The sequence below is a fragment of the Pseudomonas sp. AK181 genome (assembly GCF_051122975.1).
Taxonomy (GTDB): Bacteria; Pseudomonadota; Gammaproteobacteria; order Pseudomonadales; family Pseudomonadaceae; genus Aquipseudomonas; species Aquipseudomonas lactis.
In genome coordinates, this window is sequence record NZ_CP146348.1 from 4,798,874 (window position 1) to 4,814,939 (window position 16,066).

Annotated in this window: 14 protein-coding genes and 3 pseudogenes; 9 read left to right on the top strand and 8 right to left on the bottom strand. The window is 52.0% G+C overall.

What is annotated here, in order from left to right; translation table 11 throughout:
- Window positions 1-55 precede the first annotated feature (55 nt).
- On the top strand, window positions 56-2,254 hold the full coding sequence (locus V8689_RS21935; protein WP_056787714.1) for a sensor histidine kinase: 2,199 nt from the start codon (window positions 56-58) through the stop codon (window positions 2,252-2,254).
- Window positions 2,255-2,275: 21 nt separating this feature from the next.
- Window positions 2,276-3,307 carry a response regulator gene (locus V8689_RS21940; protein ID WP_434520630.1) on the top strand — a complete coding sequence of 344 codons (1,032 nt, stop codon included), beginning with the start codon at window positions 2,276-2,278 and terminating at the stop codon, window positions 3,305-3,307.
- Window positions 3,308-3,333: 26 nt separating this feature from the next.
- Here the strand turns inward: V8689_RS21940 and V8689_RS21945 are convergent, their stop codons facing one another.
- On the bottom strand, window positions 3,334-4,377 hold the full coding sequence (locus V8689_RS21945; RefSeq protein WP_230962035.1) for a DNA cytosine methyltransferase: 1,044 nt from the start codon (window positions 4,375-4,377) through the stop codon (window positions 3,334-3,336).
- Between the two features lie 12 nt (window positions 4,378-4,389).
- Here V8689_RS21945 and V8689_RS21950 point away from each other — a divergent pair, with 12 nt between their 5' ends.
- The 3 genes from V8689_RS21950 (at window position 4,390) to V8689_RS21960 (ending at window position 6,910) form a co-directional block, all read left to right on the top strand.
- Complete coding sequence (locus tag V8689_RS21950) at window positions 4,390-5,577, top strand: restriction endonuclease (protein WP_056787712.1); 1,188 nt, start codon at window positions 4,390-4,392, stop codon at window positions 5,575-5,577.
- Window positions 5,578-6,027 (top strand): very short patch repair endonuclease, encoded by a 450-nt coding sequence (locus V8689_RS21955; RefSeq protein ID WP_056787709.1) that lies wholly within the window; start codon window positions 5,578-5,580, stop codon window positions 6,025-6,027.
- A gap of 358 nt (window positions 6,028-6,385) precedes the next feature.
- Window positions 6,386-6,910 (top strand): BRO-N domain-containing protein, encoded by a 525-nt coding sequence (locus V8689_RS21960; RefSeq protein WP_081089423.1) that lies wholly within the window; start codon window positions 6,386-6,388, stop codon window positions 6,908-6,910.
- Window positions 6,911-6,954: 44 nt separating this feature from the next.
- Here the strand turns inward: V8689_RS21960 and V8689_RS21965 are convergent, their stop codons facing one another.
- From V8689_RS21965 to V8689_RS21975, 3 genes and pseudogenes are all read right to left on the bottom strand, one after another.
- The gene (locus tag V8689_RS21965; RefSeq protein ID WP_056791622.1) at window positions 6,955-7,275 is read right to left on the bottom strand and encodes a hypothetical protein; all 321 of its coding nucleotides are present in this window, start codon (window positions 7,273-7,275) and stop codon (window positions 6,955-6,957) included.
- Window positions 7,272-7,985, bottom strand: a complete 714-nt coding sequence (locus V8689_RS21970) for a DUF4225 domain-containing protein (protein WP_056791620.1) — start codon at window positions 7,983-7,985, stop codon at window positions 7,272-7,274. Before V8689_RS21970 ends, V8689_RS21965 begins: the two co-directional genes overlap by 4 nt.
- A pseudogene (locus tag V8689_RS21975) lies at window positions 7,982-8,466 on the bottom strand (Hcp family type VI secretion system effector). Before V8689_RS21975 ends, V8689_RS21970 begins: the two are co-directional and overlap by 4 nt.
- 379 nt (window positions 8,467-8,845) lie before the next feature.
- Here V8689_RS21975 and V8689_RS21980 point away from each other — a divergent pair.
- Window positions 8,846-9,490 (top strand): HAD-IB family hydrolase, encoded by a 645-nt coding sequence (locus V8689_RS21980; RefSeq protein WP_060766097.1) that lies wholly within the window; start codon window positions 8,846-8,848, stop codon window positions 9,488-9,490.
- Between the two features lie 92 nt (window positions 9,491-9,582).
- On the opposite strand, the pseudogene V8689_RS21985 reads toward V8689_RS21980, so the two are convergent.
- A pseudogene (locus V8689_RS21985) lies at window positions 9,583-9,912 on the bottom strand (LysR substrate-binding domain-containing protein); the annotation flags it as partial.
- Window positions 9,913-9,919: 7 nt separating this feature from the next.
- Between V8689_RS21985 and V8689_RS21990 the strand changes: the two are divergent.
- The 3 genes and pseudogenes from V8689_RS21990 to V8689_RS22000 all read left to right on the top strand — a co-directional run.
- Window positions 9,920-11,005 (top strand): annotated as a pseudogene (locus tag V8689_RS21990) (MFS transporter); the annotation flags it as partial.
- Window positions 11,006-11,059: 54 nt separating this feature from the next.
- Window positions 11,060-12,010: a hypothetical protein gene (locus V8689_RS21995; protein WP_056791612.1), complete on the top strand. Its 951-nt coding sequence runs from the start codon at window positions 11,060-11,062 to the stop codon at window positions 12,008-12,010.
- Window positions 12,011-12,099: 89 nt separating this feature from the next.
- Window positions 12,100-12,456, top strand: coding sequence for a helix-turn-helix domain-containing protein (locus V8689_RS22000; RefSeq protein WP_056791609.1), 357 nt, complete (start codon window positions 12,100-12,102; stop codon window positions 12,454-12,456).
- A gap of 7 nt (window positions 12,457-12,463) precedes the next feature.
- Here the strand turns inward: V8689_RS22000 and V8689_RS22005 are convergent, their stop codons facing one another.
- The 3 genes from V8689_RS22005 to V8689_RS22015 form a co-directional block, all read right to left on the bottom strand.
- Window positions 12,464-13,909: an amidase family protein gene (locus V8689_RS22005; protein ID WP_056791655.1), complete on the bottom strand. Its 1,446-nt coding sequence runs from the start codon at window positions 13,907-13,909 to the stop codon at window positions 12,464-12,466.
- Between the two features lie 234 nt (window positions 13,910-14,143).
- On the bottom strand, window positions 14,144-14,806 hold the full coding sequence (locus V8689_RS22010) for a hypothetical protein (protein ID WP_223816916.1): 663 nt from the start codon (window positions 14,804-14,806) through the stop codon (window positions 14,144-14,146).
- Window positions 14,807-14,946: 140 nt separating this feature from the next.
- Complete coding sequence (locus V8689_RS22015; RefSeq protein ID WP_056791602.1) at window positions 14,947-16,005, bottom strand: MBL fold metallo-hydrolase; 1,059 nt, start codon at window positions 16,003-16,005, stop codon at window positions 14,947-14,949.
- Window positions 16,006-16,066: the final 61 nt, after the last annotated feature.

Here is a 16,066-nt window from a genome sequence, read left to right on the forward strand (position 1 = left end):
CTAAGCACATTCAAATACAACTCAGACTGAGCTAACACTTTGAAAGGAAATTAAGGTGCTTTCATATAAGTTTAAACCAAGAGCTAGATTAATCAGAACTATTGGAGACAAGCTAGTAAGCGGTCCGGTAGCGGCGATAGTTGAATTAGTAAAGAACGCCCATGACGCAGACTCCGAAAATTCCGTAATACAATTGAAGTCTAGCGGGAGACTCCCTCTCGAAGTCATTGAAATTTCCGACCGAGGAGAGGGCATGATATTTGAAACAGTCATAAACTCTTGGATGGAGCCAGCGACCGAAAGCAAAGTCAACCGAACTTTTTCAAATAATGGTAGAAGACTTCTTGGATCGAAAGGCATAGGTCGTTTTGCTGCTTCACGACTGGGTGAGCTGATGACCCTATCCACATCAGCAATTAGCATAGATAAAAAACACGTAGAGATTACAACGCTTAGAATTGACTGGAAGAAATTTGATGGGGAGCGCTACCTTGATCAAGTCCCCATTCAGATCAAACGTAGCATTAGAGATCTCGACTATCCAACAGGCACTTGCATCAGGATAAGGGAGCTTCGCGACAAGTGGGTTTCCAATGAGATACTAGAGCTATATAGAGAGCTCCGAAGATTAATCTCACCTATTCAAAAAAACACAACCAATCCTGCCAATGAAAACGCTAACAACCTATTAAGCTTTGACATTTTTCTAGACTTATGCAGCCTCGATAAAAAACTACTTCCCACCTCAATTTTTAACGAATCGGAGAATGGACCTTTAAAAATCTTACCCGCCCCAATTCTTGACAGTGCAGATTATGAAGTTACGGGAAGATTTGATAAATTCGGAAAGTTCACCGGAGAAATGAAATTCAACGCTTTAGGGGAGCCATTCTCTGAACCTATTGAAGACTTTTTCTCTCTTGAGGATGAGGAAGGTTTAGCCGCATGTGGAGAATTAGAAATACGCTTACTCATTTTTGACAGAGAGGCAGCTTCTATAGACGCCCTTATCTCTCGAGCAGGTCTCGAAGGATATGGCAAAAGAGCAGCTCGTCAAATATTGGATGATATGGCGGGCGTTGGAATTTACCGTGACAACTTTAGAATTAGACCATATGGGGACAAAGATCAAGACTGGTTGGGCCTAAGCAGACGCCGAGTTGACAATCCTTCAATAAGGCTAAGCCCAAACCAAATTGCTGGTTTCATATCAATTGCAGAAGAAGAAGATAGCGGCTTAATTGAACGCAGTAGCCGAGAGGGATTGGAAGCTAACGGCAGCTATAAACGCCTTCAACAACTAATAACCAGTTTACTCGGCAGCAGCGTCGAACCAATGAGACGTAAAGTGCGTGAGGGTACAGGAAAGGGCAAACGAAAACCACGACATGATTCATTCATCGAGGCCGCAGAGTTTACGTGGAAGGAGAAAATCCTTTCTGAGATCCCCGCGTCAAAACGGGATGATGCTCGAGTAATAATCGAATCTGCACAAGAGGAGCTTAAGAGGCGCATCATAGAACAAATTGAGCACGAGCGCTTTTTGGAGGCTCGAGCTACTCTCGGGAAAATCATTGCAGAAGTTCTACATGAATTAAGAAGCCCTTTAAAATCGATAAGTGGCCTATTGAGGCACCTGTCATTCGACTGGAAAAAGATAGCCACACCTACAACTGAAGAACCTGAATTAAAAGCCAAGTATTCCACTCGAATTATAGAAAACACAAAACAAGCTAAACGGATGGAAAAACTACTCCTCCAACTGGACCCTCTTGCGACGAAGCGGTCTGGACCAATGACTGTTCACGATGCATATGACGCCATTATTTCCTCTATTGAAGTTCTAAAATTCAAAGCCACAGAAAGCGGAATTAATCTTATCTTTGAGGCAGAAAAGGGATATAACTATATTGGTCATGGTGACGAACTACAAACCTCAATTATAAATTTAATTGACAACTCGCTCTTCTGGCTGACGAAAAGCAAATCCATATCACCGATAGTTAAAATATCATTATACCGAAACGGTCAAAATATAATTATCAGAGCAGAGGACAACGGACCTGGAATAAAAGACAGCTATAAACAATCAATTTTTGAGGCGGGCTTCACCACTAAGGTATCTGAAGGACAAGGGCTTGGCTTAGCCATCTCTAAAGAGTCGCTAGCCAGAATTGGTGGAACCATAGAATTAAAAAATACGGAATCCGGCTGCACATTCGAAATAACAATCAAGGAAGTAAAAAATGTCTAAATTGGAAGTTTTTTATTATTTGTGGAAGATGAAGAACAACTCAGAGAAAATCTAAAAAAAGAAGCAGAGATGTTCAACGAGGCAGATAAAAACATCCACATTGTCCCTACTGTCGTTTCATCAATTGCAGAAGCAAAAGAAGCACTTAGAACATTACGTTTTGACCTTATCGTAACAGATTTAAAAATAGAACCCGGAACTCCGGAAAAAGATGCAGTTACTATCGGAAACGAATTCATTAGGGACTTAAAGAAAATATCACCCTGCCCAATTGCAATTTTAACCGGAAAGCCATCAGATGTTGATGCTGCGTCGCTGGATCCTAGCTCAATGGCTAACTTCATTAAGGACTCTGACGCTGAGGCCAAAATATTCACCTGGATGAAATCCAAACTACCTCTCATAGAACTAATGCGCAGCTCCTACTCGCTATTGAATACAGAGCTTGCCCCCTTATTTCATGGTGGAGTTGCGAGTCGAATCTGTTCAGAAAATTCGGTTATCCCCCCAGACTCTGCTTTAAGAATCATCCTGGAAAATGTTGCCGATAGTATTTTGACAGTAAACAGCACAACAAAATGCCACCCACAGGAAAGCTATATATTTCCAGTAATTAGAGATAGAGTGATGACTGGAGATCTTTTAGGCCATACCGGCGAAACCTGGGTAGTTTTGACACCAGCATGCGACATAGTACGATGCAGTAATGATTATAAAATACTACTCGCCAAGTGTCGTGGGAACGATCGGTACGAAAAATATCTGGAAAAAGCAAAAAATGCAGACTTTGGACCGCTCACATCACTCATAAACCAAGGAAATAGCCCAAAGAATCATTTCCTTCCACCACTTAACAAGGGCGCAGCGCCTTATATGGTAGACTTCGAAGACTTATTGACAGTCCGCTATTCAGATTTGGACCCGAGAGCAATTGTCGCCGCTGTATCGCCAAAATTCCTACCAAACCTGATCCACAGATTTGCAGCATATTTGGGAAGACCAGGAGCGCCCGACATAGACGCTCAGCACTGTCTAAATCATTCTCAGCAATAACGAAAAAGCTCCGACTGGAGCTTTTTTCATGCTGCTGTATGTATTTTCTTACTTAGTACGAGTGAGGCAACAATCGCTTCCATTACTGGAGAGCAAACTGCATTCCCCATAAGTTTAACTTTTTCTCTTCTTGTAACATCGGGAAATTTATAAGTTTCAGGAAACCCCATGGCCCTACGTAACTCAACAGGCTGGAGCATACGCATCATATGCCCTTCCGAAGTAGGTTGAACGTATGCAAACCGATCAACAGTAGTAATTGTTCTAAGAGGCGCGTCCATCCGCTGCCATCCCCCGCCGCCATCCGAACCGTAATAAACAATCAAAAATGACTTATCACTTCCTAGCTCAGATATAGCACGCTCAGCACGGGCCAAAGTCTCTTTAGCTCGATTGGGCTTCCGTAACGGCGACATTTTATGAGTGCCGGGAGCATCTAATATATCCCATACATTTTTATAATAACTACGCAGCGGGGTCACAACACTAGGCATTTCTAGTAGATCTGCAATCATAAAAAGCCGCCGCCTACGTTGAGCGACACCGAAACCGGAAGCATCAATTACTTGCTCACGAACGTTATACTTCAATCTGAGTAGCTCATCCATTAATTCGTTGTACCTACCCCACGGTTTCATATGCACCACGTTTTCTAGTGTAATCCAGCGTGGTTGCATAGCCTCTGCGTATCTAATCACTTGAAATGCGGTATCTTTACTTTCATCGGATCGCGGCTTGCTGCCCCTTGCACATGTGTGATGTGTACACTCCGGCGACGAAATAAGCAGATCTATCGGACCTGTTTTTTCCATAACTTTTTCTGGCGTAAGAATACGCAAATCTTCTTTAAAAACATGAGATTCAGGAAAATTCAGTTTGAAAGATTCTACAGCTGGCGCCCATAGATCTACCCCCCCCACAATCTTAGCTCCGCCATCTCGAGCCCCTAGGCTGCTGCCTCCTGCCCCGCAGAACATGTCGAACGTACGAATCTGATCCATTTCACAGCCTTTAATTTTATCTTCTAGCCAGGTTACCAGGTTCCCGGCACCATTCAACCTTAATGGCATAAGGACACCACCATGAGCGAGAACCTGGTTTACACAGTTGACGAGCTATCAAGCTCAAATCTGGTGATCGATGCGCGCTACTCAGGTAGCCGAAACGGCAATTCGAGTGACGACCCTCTGACGAAGCTTCTTAGCCTCAGCAATCAAGGCGGCTTTCGAATCAGAGGAAAGCGCAACGACCCGCGTCTCATCGCACTGCTGTCGAGCATGGAGGATCTTGACTGGCCCGATGAACTGGACCTCTCCACAGGCGTGTTTACCTATTATGGCGATAACAAGAAGCCGGGGCGTAAATTGGACGAAACCAACCGGTATGGCAACAATCTTTTAGAGCTAATTTTCGAACGGCAACACTCCGGCTTACGGGCGGATATTCCACCAATTTTCGTCTTCACCAAGGCAGGTATCTATCGCGACATGATTTTCAGGGGGCTGGCAGTGCCCGGCAGAATTGGAAGTACTCACAATGATGATTTGGTAGCTGTCTGGCACGCGAGCAACGGTCAGCGATTTCAGAATTACAGAGCCACCTTCACCATTCTCGACCTTCCAGAGATACCCAGGGCGTGGCTTACGGATATTATTTCGGGTGTACGAGCGAACGAAAGCGAGAATGCTCCGGCTGGATGGCTTAAATGGGTGAAAACGGGCCAATACACCCCTCTGATCGCCAAACGCTCACAACCTATCAGATCAAAGAAAGACCAGCTCCCGACCCTAAAAGATGATGTCAAGACGTTGGCCATCCTACATAAACACTTCGAGTCAGACCCTTACGCATTCGAGGAGTGTGCAGCCCACTTGGTTAGGGTGTGCTTGCCTGACACTGTAGAGCTTGACCTGACACGTCGATATCGAGACGGTGGGCGGGATGGTATTGGCAGACTTCGGATCGGGAGACCTGATACGTCAGTGCTTGTAGACTTTGCAATTGAAGCCAAGTGTTACGGTACGAATAGTTCTGTAGGTGTCAGGGAGGTTTCAAGACTGATCTCTCGCCTTCGGCACCGTCAATTTGGCGTAATCGTCACGACATCATGGCTGCATGATCAAGCCTATAAGGAAATCGTAGAAGACGGTCACCCGGTAATGATTCTTGCCGGAAAAGACCTTGTGGAGCTTCTGAGAGAAACAGGCCTACAGGACAGTGCCGCTGTACTGACGTGGTTGAAAACAAGTTTTCCATTAGGTGAAACCTAAATGAGTGCCGACGTAGTCACCCCAGAGCAGCGGTCTAGGAACATGTCCAAAATCAAGGGCAAAAACACGAAGCCCGAAATGATTGTTCGCTCGGCGTGCCATGAGCTGGGGCTTCGCTATCGTCTGCACCGGAAGGACCTACCGGGAACACCAGACTTGGTATTTCCGAAGTACCGATTATGTTTGTTCGTTCACGGCTGCTTCTGGCATAGACACCCAGGATGTAAATACGCGTACACGCCTAAAAGCAGGTTAGATTTTTGGCTACCTAAGCTCGCAAAAAACGTCGAAAGAGACATCAATGCTCAGCGAGCACTTGAAGTATCAGGCTGGCGCGTATCGATTATCTGGGAGTGCCAGACGAAAAACACAGACACTTTGCGGACTGAAATCCAAAAAATGATTAACCCTGAAGTCGGTGGTCAGCACATCGCAACTGAAATGGAATGACGATTCTGAGAGCTTGACGACCTCCACCCGCCCACCTACCCTCTCAACTCGGCGCCTAAGAAACGCCTCAACCAGAGCGGTCCTCCGCACCCGACAGCCATGCGGCTTTTTTTCGCCAGCGGTTTCTCTACGCCTGTGAAAAAATCCCCGTTATGTCGGGAGTGGGCGAATACAAGACCCGAAAGGGGAATATGTCCGGCCCGTCTCTGGTGGGTTTCTTAGCTCCCGACACCCATAACGCCTGCCCTAAGAAAGCAACCAGAGGTAACGGAAATGCCTGGATACTTTGCATCCCCTGCGAAGGACGTTCGCAGCACCTGCACCATTTCTAAAACACGCCCCGGCCCGGAGGTGTGTCATGCATGAACCTACCATCTTCACTCGCCACAACCTGCATCTGCACGCACTGCTCCTTGAAAATCAGCCTTGGTTCTGTGCCCGCGATCTTGGGCGCCTGACTGGTCTCTACCTGGACGAGCGCAAGGTTAGCAAGCTCGATGAAGATCAAAGACAAAAGCTGGAAATTCGCTATCACGGGCAGCCTGAAAACACGCTGATGATCAGCGAATCCGGTGTGTATGCGTTGCTGGTGTATCACTACGCGCCTGGGCATCGCCTACTGCGGGAGTGGTTGACCCATCAGGTCGTACCGACTTTACGAGATGGGCAACAATCAAGATCCAACGACCGCCCAATGCTGAGCTTGCTGGATTGGCCAGAGATGTCGCTTAGCCTTCTGCATTGGCAGGATGAAGGCTGGATTCGATTGCGGGATATGCCCTATCTGTTGCTCAACAGGACTCGTCGCAGGGCACCGCCGACCAGAAGCTGGCTGCGCAGGGTAGCGGAATATTTCCGGTCTTCAGGTCATTCGGCGGGCTGAACTTTTGTGTTTGGTTCGCCCGAGCTAAGCTCGGACGAACCATCTCATCGGTCTTCCTCTTTTTCTCGCTCGACACCATCGCCTGCCTTCCATTTCACCGGAAGTGCAAATCCGTGAGCCAATATGCCAAAAAAGGCAATCCACTCAATGATTGGATATTGAACAATAAAATCAGTCCTAATCCCAAAAAACGGAAACTCACCATACTTAATCACCTCGATGTAGGACACGACAAAAAAACCGTTAAATATCACACATAAAAATAACTTTATGGTATTAAGATCTTCCCCCGAAAGCTTAGCCCTTAAGGCATACGCACCGACCACGCCAAAAACCACAAATACCAAAGCATAGAACACAATCAATCTACCACCCCCTTATACACCTGCTTCCCTGTCTCATAATCGATATACATCTCAACACCTAATGGAAACTTCCCCATTTTTTTGTAAGCCCTTTCTTTATCTGATCGTATATATCTGAACAACCGCCAAGCATCCGGCTTCAATACAAGTCTACGCAGACTGTAAAAAGACATAATCATATCTGTGCCACCGTAGACTAAGTCACCTTCACTTTCGCTATACCCTAGGGACTCTGCAGTGCCGCGATATCCCTCTCTGACCGGCCCAACTGTATCGGAATGCCCCTCGATCAGATTCCTACCATTTTCGTACATGTTATTAGCGCCGTGTGCCATGATCGGAATGCCCGCCAGCAAACACAGCGTACCGACTGAGGCGTAGCAAATTCCCGCTCCCGTCGCAAACTGGAGCGCGCCCGCGATAACCCCAATGCCTTTCCTCCCCACCTCCAGAGATTGGTTTATGAGGCTTTCTTGTTCTTGCTTTATTTCTCTCAATCCCTGATCAATAGTTTTCCTGCCTTCCTCAACATCCCTAACAATACTCCGCGCGTAATAAGCTACCTCCCGATTGAACTGTAACCGCACAACCCCATCATTAATGTTCCGAGCACTTATGGTGCAAGCTTGGTTAGTCAGATACGCCGCAGCCTGACTAACCACCCAGAGGTCTTGAAAGGTAGGTTTCCGTTCTTCATCTTTTGTGGTCACCGGCCTGTCTCCCAAGTACTGAAGCCACTTGTCCCCGCCTGATGGTGAGTCCAGATTATTTCGCGATATTTGAGCGCGACATGCTCTTGTGCCTCGGCATCAATATGCAAAACAGAATGGGGACGTCGACGGTGAGGTCGGTGATGATGCAGCCGCGAATATCGACGCTGTAGTATTTTTCTTGCCTGCCCGATGGGGAGATACGGTAAAAATTAATCACACAGTTGAGCTCTTCTCTATTGGAAAGCGCTACTGCCAGTAAGGGAGACGATTTGTCGATGTTTTTGGTGATTGCAATAGGCCCATGACTCGAAGCCCAGATATTGCCTCTATTGGCCATGTTGTGTTGAAAGGACAGCACCATTATCTCGTCGCGATGCCCGTCTTGCCACTTGTTGCCTATAGAGTCCTGAGTTGAGCAGTTTGCGGAAATGAGACCTTGGGATTTGCCGTTGATGGTCATGTAGCCGTGGTTTGCCATGGGGTTAACGCCTTGTTGTTTTTGGCATTTACCATACGAAAAATTGCAAATAGGAAATATCGGAAAGTTCGCTTTAAGTGGTACGAGCGGCATGTAGGAAATCTTACCCACACTCCGATCAGTCAGCCAAAACACTTGTAAGAACTAACTGCACTCGCTCTTGAGTGAGCGTGCCGGAACCTCAGAAGCCCCACTCCTGGCTCAGGGGTAGTAAACTCGTATCGCCATAAACGCATGGCCCGTCGCACGCACACAGAAGAGCGCAGAGGCTGACCCGCAGCGACCAGGCTGAACCGTCAACCTGAACCCCGACAGGCAAGCGCCAGTCACAACGCTATGAAACCGCCCTACCTGATAAGGACCACCCGTGAACCCAGACATGCTCGAAGCCGGCCCCGCAGACGCCAAAGTACTTTCCGTCTTTGACTTCGACGGCACCCTCACCCACCACGACAGTTTCGTGCCCTTCCTCAAGTTTGCCTTTGGCACCGGTGAGTTTTATGGCCGGATGGTCAAGCTGGCGGTGCCGGGGCTGCGGTTTTTGGTGCGGCAGATCAGCCGGGATGAGTTGAAGGCGCAGTTGATTCGCACCTTCATGACCGGGGTGGAGAAGGCTTGGGTTGAGCAGCAAGCGCAGGAATATTGCCAGGCGCGCTGGAGCAAGTTGATGCGCCCGAGCGGTTTGCAGTCGGTGGCGGATGAGGTGAAGTCCGGGGCGGTGGTGACGCTGTGTTCAGCGTCGCCGGCGTTGGTGTTGCAGCCGTTTGCCGACCGGCTTGGCATTCGTTTGATCGGCACTGAGCTTGAGGTGGTGGATGGGGTGCTGACCGGCAAGCTCACCGGGAATAATTGCCGTTGTGAGAACAAGGTACTGCGGCTTGAGGCGGTGTATGGAGACCTGGGGGATTATCGGCTCAGGGCCTGGGGCGATACTCGTGGAGATCGGGAGTTGCTGGCGGCGGCGCAGGATGCGCATTTTCGGCATTTCCATTCGAAGAAGAAGCGCGCCAAGTTGCAGCGGTGATGCGGGTGGGTGGGGTCAGCAGGTGGACCGAGGCGATCCCTTCGCTGCCTCGCTGGGGCTCGACAGCTCCCACATTGGAGCTTTGTTGAGGCTTAGGCCGGCGTCTTCAGGTCTACACCCAGCGCTGTGGCGAAGGCTTTTACCATCGGGCTTCTCGGCGCGTTGTGGCGCAGGATCAGGTTGAACGCGGTGCTCAGGTGAATCTGCTCCGGGCACAGTGCGCGCAGGCGTCCTTCCCTTACCAGTGGCGCGGCGTAGTGTTCTGGCAGAAAGCCCAGGAAGCGGCCGGTGAGGATCAGGATGGCGACGACTTCCACTTGTGAGGCCGAGGCGGACTGGCTGTCGTGGTTGACGAAGTCGGCCTTGTCGCGATGGATCGCATACCGATGGTTCACCACTTCATATTGACGAAGGGCATCGGGGTGTTGTCTGGCCCTCTGGCTGAGCACACGCCTGGGCCTCAACCAGCAGGACATCGGCCTGCTGATGGGGATCGCGGTGTTCATCGCCACGCTCCTGGGGTTGTACGGCGGCTACATCATCGACCGCCTGGAAAAGCGCAAGCTGCTGATCCTGGCCATGCTCTCCAGCTCCATCGGTTTTTTGTTGCTGACCTTTGCCAGCAACCTCTACCTCACCACCCTGACCCTGGTCATCACTGAAGCCGCGTCGGCGTTGTTCCTGATCGGCTCCAAGGCGATCATCAGCGAGAACCTGCCGGTGGGTGAGCGCGCCAAAGTGTTTTCACTGCGCTACACCCTGACCAATGTGGGCTATGCGACCGGCCCGATGTTGGGCGTATTGATTGCCGGCCAACTGCCGTGGGCGCCGTTCCTGATTGCCAGTGCCATTGCCTTTGGCAGCCTGTTCCTGATGATCGGTATTGCGCCGACTCAACGGGACGACAGTCATAAACCCCAGAGTTTTCTCAGCACCCTGCGCACCTTGCGCAACGACCGCACGTTGATCCTGTTCACCAGCGGCAGCCTGTTGAGCACCATCGTCCACGGGCGTTACACCCTGTATCTGTCGCAGTTTTTGCTAGTGGCCTACACACCCGACCAGGCACTGAAAATTCTGTCGGCGGTGCTGGCCTGTAACGCGATCACCGTGATTTTGATGCAGTACCAAATCGGTCGATTCCTCAAGCGCGAGCAACTGCGCCATTGGATCGTGCTGGGCACCTTATTGTTTATTGCCGGGCTGGTCGGCTTCAGCCAGGCGAACAGTCTGCTGAGCTGGTGCCTGGCGATGTTCGTGTTCACCTTGGGCGAGATGATCATTTACCCCTCGGAATTTCTGTTTATCGACACCATTGCGCCGGATGCACTACGGGGCAGTTACTACGGTGCCCAGAACCTGGCCGCGTTTGGCGGGGCCATGAGTCCGGTGATTTGTGGCTACCTGCTGATCAACGCGGCACCCACCAGCATGTTCTTTGCCCTGGCCGCACTTACTGCCATAGGCGGCACGCTGTGTTTCTTGAGCGGGCGACGCGTGGCAGGTTCTTGCTGATATTTATGCAATATCCGGCTATTAATAGCCAAACCTCTGACGGACCCGAGCCCCATGAAATTCGACACGGCCTACAGCCTGAGTCTCGACGACAAGGTGTCGATCTATGACGTGCGAGACCTGAATTTCGACGAAACCACCGTCTTCGATTCCGACAAGGACAGCTTCCTGTGCCCCAACGACGCCTGCCGCTCGGCCTTCGATAGCACCAATGCGTTGAGCACTTTCAACGCCAAGAACGTCAACTACCAGCGCACGCCGCACTTCAAGAACAAACCCGGCACGCGGCATATCGATGGCTGCCGCTATGCCGGCAGCCATAAATCGGCGACGGGTGAAAGTGATGACGAACGTGAGGAAAATTTCCCATCGGAGTTTGTGCTGACGCGGCGACTGTACGCGCCTAAAACGCCGTTAGTCGGCAACGACTCAAGCGCCCTGCAGGAACCGACAAAAGTGCCTGCAAACCGCGCTACGACATCCTCCGGCAGTAATGACACAACCCCGGACAAAACCAGCGTGTTCGCACACCCGGTGGAGTGCTACGTGTCCAACATCGATGACAAGGACAAGCTCAAGGCCATGCCCTTGAAGATCGGTGAGCACACGGCGACCTACTGGGCATTCTTCAAGAAGATCGAATACCTGCAAGACAACCAGGGTTTGATTTACTGGGGCAAGATCAAGGCTATCAAGGACTACACCAGCAGCTTTCGCATCGACTTCGAGAAGAAGGTGTGGCTCGACAAAAAGCCTTATTCGGTGAACGTCTATCTGAGCAAAAAGCTCATCGAAAACTACCGCAAGCGCACGGCATTCCTGGAGCAGATCAAGGCGGCGGCCAGCAGTGAACGGCCGCTGTATTGCTTTTTCTATGGGGTCACACCGCAGCTTATGCAGGTGCCCAGTAAGAAAAACCCCGAGCAAACGTTCGGGGTATTCAGCGCCAGGATCGAGAACCTGGACCACCTGATTATGCGCGAGGCGCCAGGGCTGGAATCATAAGCGGTGCAACGCCAGTGGATGAGCGGTATAAACAACTGTACAAAAACACAGTATAGTTGCACCTCCCCTGTCGAACCTGGAGAAACCCCATGTCCTCTCTGGCAATGAGTTCTTTCGTAGAACAACAGATCGTCCTGCATCAATTCACCGCCAAACACTGCGCGCAGGCGCGCGTCATGCTCGGCTGGAGCCGCGAAGAGCTGGCTCGCCAGGCTGGCGTGGCGGTGCAAGCAATTGAGCAATTGGAAGGCCACGGCGACGTGGACGATGAAACCCGTTTGATCCTGGCGTTTCGCCTGGAGGCCGAAGGGCTGGTGTTTTTCCCGGGGTTCGCACCGGGGTGGGGAATGAGTGCGCGCCGGTTTGATACCCCGGCGGCGCAACCTTCGGTGCAAGGCCTCATTTCTCAATTGATGGGTTCAACAGTGGCAACCAGCAGAGGCTGACTCAAATTCAGCCGTTGGTGGCCTCAACCGTTTTATCTGGACTGGCTGGTGTTTGCGTAGAAGGAATACCCGGGAGAAAAGCCGGTTTTTGGATGGCTTTCGAGGCTTGTTCATAACCATAGGCGACTGCCAGCAAAGTGGCTTCACTGTTACTGGAGCCATACAAGTAAAGTGCCGTGGGCATGCCTTCCTCGTCCATGCCTGACGGAACGGATATACCTGGGTACCCGGCCGCCGCACTGTAAAAATAGTTATGGGACAGAAAGTTCGACACCATGGCGTCGAGCTTGTGCTCCTTCATGGGGTCATCAATGGTTTTCTGAAATGCAGGAAGGATGGTTTTCCACAACGCCTCGCGTTTTTCCGGGGTGGTCTCCAGGTCATTGATCATTTCCAACAGTTTCTGGTCTGGCTCACCCGCTTTGTGCGTGCGTTTGATAAAAGCAATCAGCTCAGAAAGTGATTTGACCGGCAAGCCCTCCCGCCCGGCCAGATAGTCGTCCAGTTGCTGCTTGACCTCGGAGAAAAGCGCTTCGTTATATTCTTCAAAAGCTTCATCGGACACGCTATCTTCCAGCTCCTCCACTGGCACCAGGATCGCACCCTGGGCTTTCAAGACCTCCAGCGCCTGCTCATAGTGCTTGCGGTCTGCTCGCTTGGCTGGGTCCTTGGCCTCCTCAGCAGACAGCTCAGGTAAAGGGGTATAGCCAATTCGCTTACCCTTCAAGGCGTCGGAACGCAGGCCTTTGGTGTAGACAGTGGTCTCGGTCATTGCATTAAGCGCTTCTGCCGCATCGCAGATATTGCGGGTGAAAGTCCCCACCGCATCCATGCGGGTGCTGGTCATGACGCCTTCGGTGCTGACCAGGCCCGTGGTGGTTTTCAGGCCAAACACACCGTTGTGGGCTGCCGGGCTGATGATCGAACCGTTGGTTTCCAGCCCTAACGCCACAGGCACATGCCCTTGCGCTACAGCTACTGCCGAGCCAGAACTGGAGCCTGCTACCGGCCCGCCAAGTCGATGCGGGTTCAACGTCTGGCCACCTCGGGAACTCCAGCCATCGGCAGGTGATAGTGAGCGAAAGTTGGACAGCTCACTCATATTGGTTTTGCCTACAATCACCACGCCGGCTTTCAGCAAATTGTCGACGACCTTGGCATTTTTAGTGGCCGGCGCGCCCACCAAAGCCTTTGAGCCTGCGCTGGTCTGCATGCGGTCGTTGGTTTCAAAGACATCCTTCAGCGCTATCGGCACACCATGCAAATGCCCGCGAACACGGCCATCGGCACGTTCCTGATCGCGGGCTTTCGCCTCTCGCATGGCATCCGGGTTGGTTTCTAAAAATGCATTGCCGCCCTGTAGTCCACGATCAATATTGGCAATTTGCTTGAGCGAGTCCTTCAACAGTGACTCTGAGGTGACACCGCCTCCTTGGGCCATCTCTACTGACATCTGGCAGGCACTTTTGAAACCTTGCACAGGGTTTGAAAGCTCCTGAAGCAGGCCTGTCGCCCATCCAACTGCCGAAACTGGTCCGATCATGAAGTGCCCCTCTGTTTGACTGAGTGTGAGCGCTATCGGTTGATAACACCGCACCAGTCTAAGAGCCGACACCCCACCACTATTTCAGGCGAATCTTGTCACCGCGTCCTACCCTTCCCAGCCCGGTGTAGGCATCTATACCGCCTATGGCCGCAGCACGCGGTAAGCGCGCACCAGTGCCGCCAAACGATCACCTGCCCAGCGCGCACCGTAAAACCAGACTCGGGAGCCATCCTCCAGGGTTTCACACGCCGTGGGGTATCCGCTTCTGGAGGCGTGATGGAAGGCGGCTTCCGGGTCTTCCGACACCAGGGCATCCAGGCGAAGACCTGCCACCAGCTCATCGATTTCACGACAGGCCTGCTGACTGTCGCCACTGCGCTGCATGTCCACCGCTACCCATTGCACACCGGCGTGACGCAGAGTGTCGAAGACCCGATGCAAAGCCGCGCTGCGCTCAACCGGCTCAACCTGATTGCCTTGCACATAGCGCTCGGCATAGCCGATCCGATAGCCCGTCAACGCCTGCGTGGCGGTGAAGGTGGTGTTATTCAATACTAGCGGTACTTCGACCATTACCGGTTCGGTAGGGTCCACGCCGCTGATGGCGACAAGTGATAGCGCGGGGTCACGTACTGGCCGTATATGGGGCGCCAGGGCGTTGTACCCAGGGACGAGCGTGGCGCCCGCAGCCTGTTCGGCGCCAAAGACAATAGAAGAGGGTGCTGCATGGGGTGGTGAAGCGGGCACGTCGGCGGCGTTTATTGGCGCGGGCAGCGGCTGGGCTGGGGCACAAGGCAACCCCATTCTCCAAAGCTTCTTACAGTGGCTGTCCATCGAAACGTCCTCCCGGAGATAAAATTCCTGCGGGATCATCGCACTCTCATTCGGCGTTTGTCGCAGAGCTGAAATCCGCTGAAAAACTCTTTTCCAAGCGGGTTTTCGGCTCAGCCTGCTGCGTGTTCGTTAACCGGTTGAGGCTCCACTTCCAGCCACCAGGCATGCCCACGCTCGGGCTGGTTCAAGCGAAATACCTGGCCCATTGCCGGGGTGGTGATCGAGACATTGCGCTCCCAGGCCAGGGCCATGATGCGGTCGAACGGTTCGTGCCAGGCGTGGAAGGCCAGATCGAAGGTGCCATTGTGAATCGGCAACAGCCAGCGCCCTTTCAGATCGATATGCGCCTGCAGTGTTTGCTCCGGCTGCATGTGCACATGAGGCCACTCGACATTGTAAGCGCCGGTTTCCATCAGGGTCAGGTCAAACGGCCCGTATTGCTCGCCGATGCGTTTGAAACCGTCGAAATAGCCGGTGTCGCCACTGAAAAAGATACGTCGCGTGTCGTCGATCATCACCCAGGAGCACCACAGGGTCTGGTTGCCATCAAACAGGCCGCGCCCGGAAAAGTGCTGGGCCGGCGTGCAGACAAAACGAACGCCATCGACTTCGGTGCCCTGCCACCACCCCAACTGGCGGACTTTGCTGGCGTCTACGCCCCATTTGACCAGCGTGTCACCCACGCCCAGGGGCGCCAGGAAGTAGCGGGTCTTTTCGGCCAATTGGACCACCGCTTTGCGGTCGAGATGGTCGTAATGATTGTGGGAAAGGATCACCGCCTCCAGCGCTGGCAGCTCTTCAAGGCTGATCGGCGGCTGATGAAAACGCTTGGGGCCGGCCCAACGCAATGGCGAGGCGCGCTCGGCAAACACCGGGTCGGTGAGCCAGAATTTGCCGCGCATTTTCAGCAGCACGGTTGAATGGCCCAGGCGATACACGCTGTGATCAGGTGCGGCCAATAACTGCTCGCGAGTCAGTGGCTGTACCGGAATCTGCCCCACCGGCCGGGTGGTGCGCGGTTTGTTGAACAGCATGTTCCAGAAAATACGCAGCGTCTTGCCCAAACCACCGTGTTGCACCGGTGCGTCGTTGCTGAAGTGCCCCAGCCCCTGCTCGGCAGGCTTGGGCGCCGAGGGCGCAGGGTCGAGACGGGTTGAAATAGTGGCCATGACGAAGTGACTCCTGCGGTCCGCTCAAGTATTACACTGCACAGTGTAGTTTCTAGATTGC

What these genes read in the sequence shown, in the direction of transcription:
- V8689_RS22000 (WP_056791609.1), top strand. Translation starts at nt 12,100, where the DNA reads ATGTCCTCTCTGGCAATGAGTTCTTTCGTAGAACAACAGATCGTCCTG.
- V8689_RS22010 (WP_223816916.1), bottom strand. Translation starts at nt 14,806, where the DNA reads ATGGGGTTGCCTTGTGCCCCAGCCCAGCCGCTGCCCGCGCCAATAAAC.
- V8689_RS21955 (WP_056787709.1), top strand. Translation starts at nt 5,578, where the DNA reads ATGAGTGCCGACGTAGTCACCCCAGAGCAGCGGTCTAGGAACATGTCC.
- V8689_RS22005 (WP_056791655.1), bottom strand. Translation starts at nt 13,909, where the DNA reads ATGTCAGTAGAGATGGCCCAAGGAGGCGGTGTCACCTCAGAGTCACTG.
- V8689_RS21995 (WP_056791612.1), top strand. Translation starts at nt 11,060, where the DNA reads ATGAAATTCGACACGGCCTACAGCCTGAGTCTCGACGACAAGGTGTCG.
- V8689_RS22015 (WP_056791602.1), bottom strand. Translation starts at nt 16,005, where the DNA reads ATGGCCACTATTTCAACCCGTCTCGACCCTGCGCCCTCGGCGCCCAAG.
- V8689_RS21945 (WP_230962035.1), bottom strand. Translation starts at nt 4,377, where the DNA reads ATGCCATTAAGGTTGAATGGTGCCGGGAACCTGGTAACCTGGCTAGAA.
- V8689_RS21960 (WP_081089423.1), top strand. Translation starts at nt 6,386, where the DNA reads ATGCATGAACCTACCATCTTCACTCGCCACAACCTGCATCTGCACGCA.
- V8689_RS21950 (WP_056787712.1), top strand. Translation starts at nt 4,390, where the DNA reads ATGAGCGAGAACCTGGTTTACACAGTTGACGAGCTATCAAGCTCAAAT.
- V8689_RS21980 (WP_060766097.1), top strand. Translation starts at nt 8,846, where the DNA reads ATGCTCGAAGCCGGCCCCGCAGACGCCAAAGTACTTTCCGTCTTTGAC.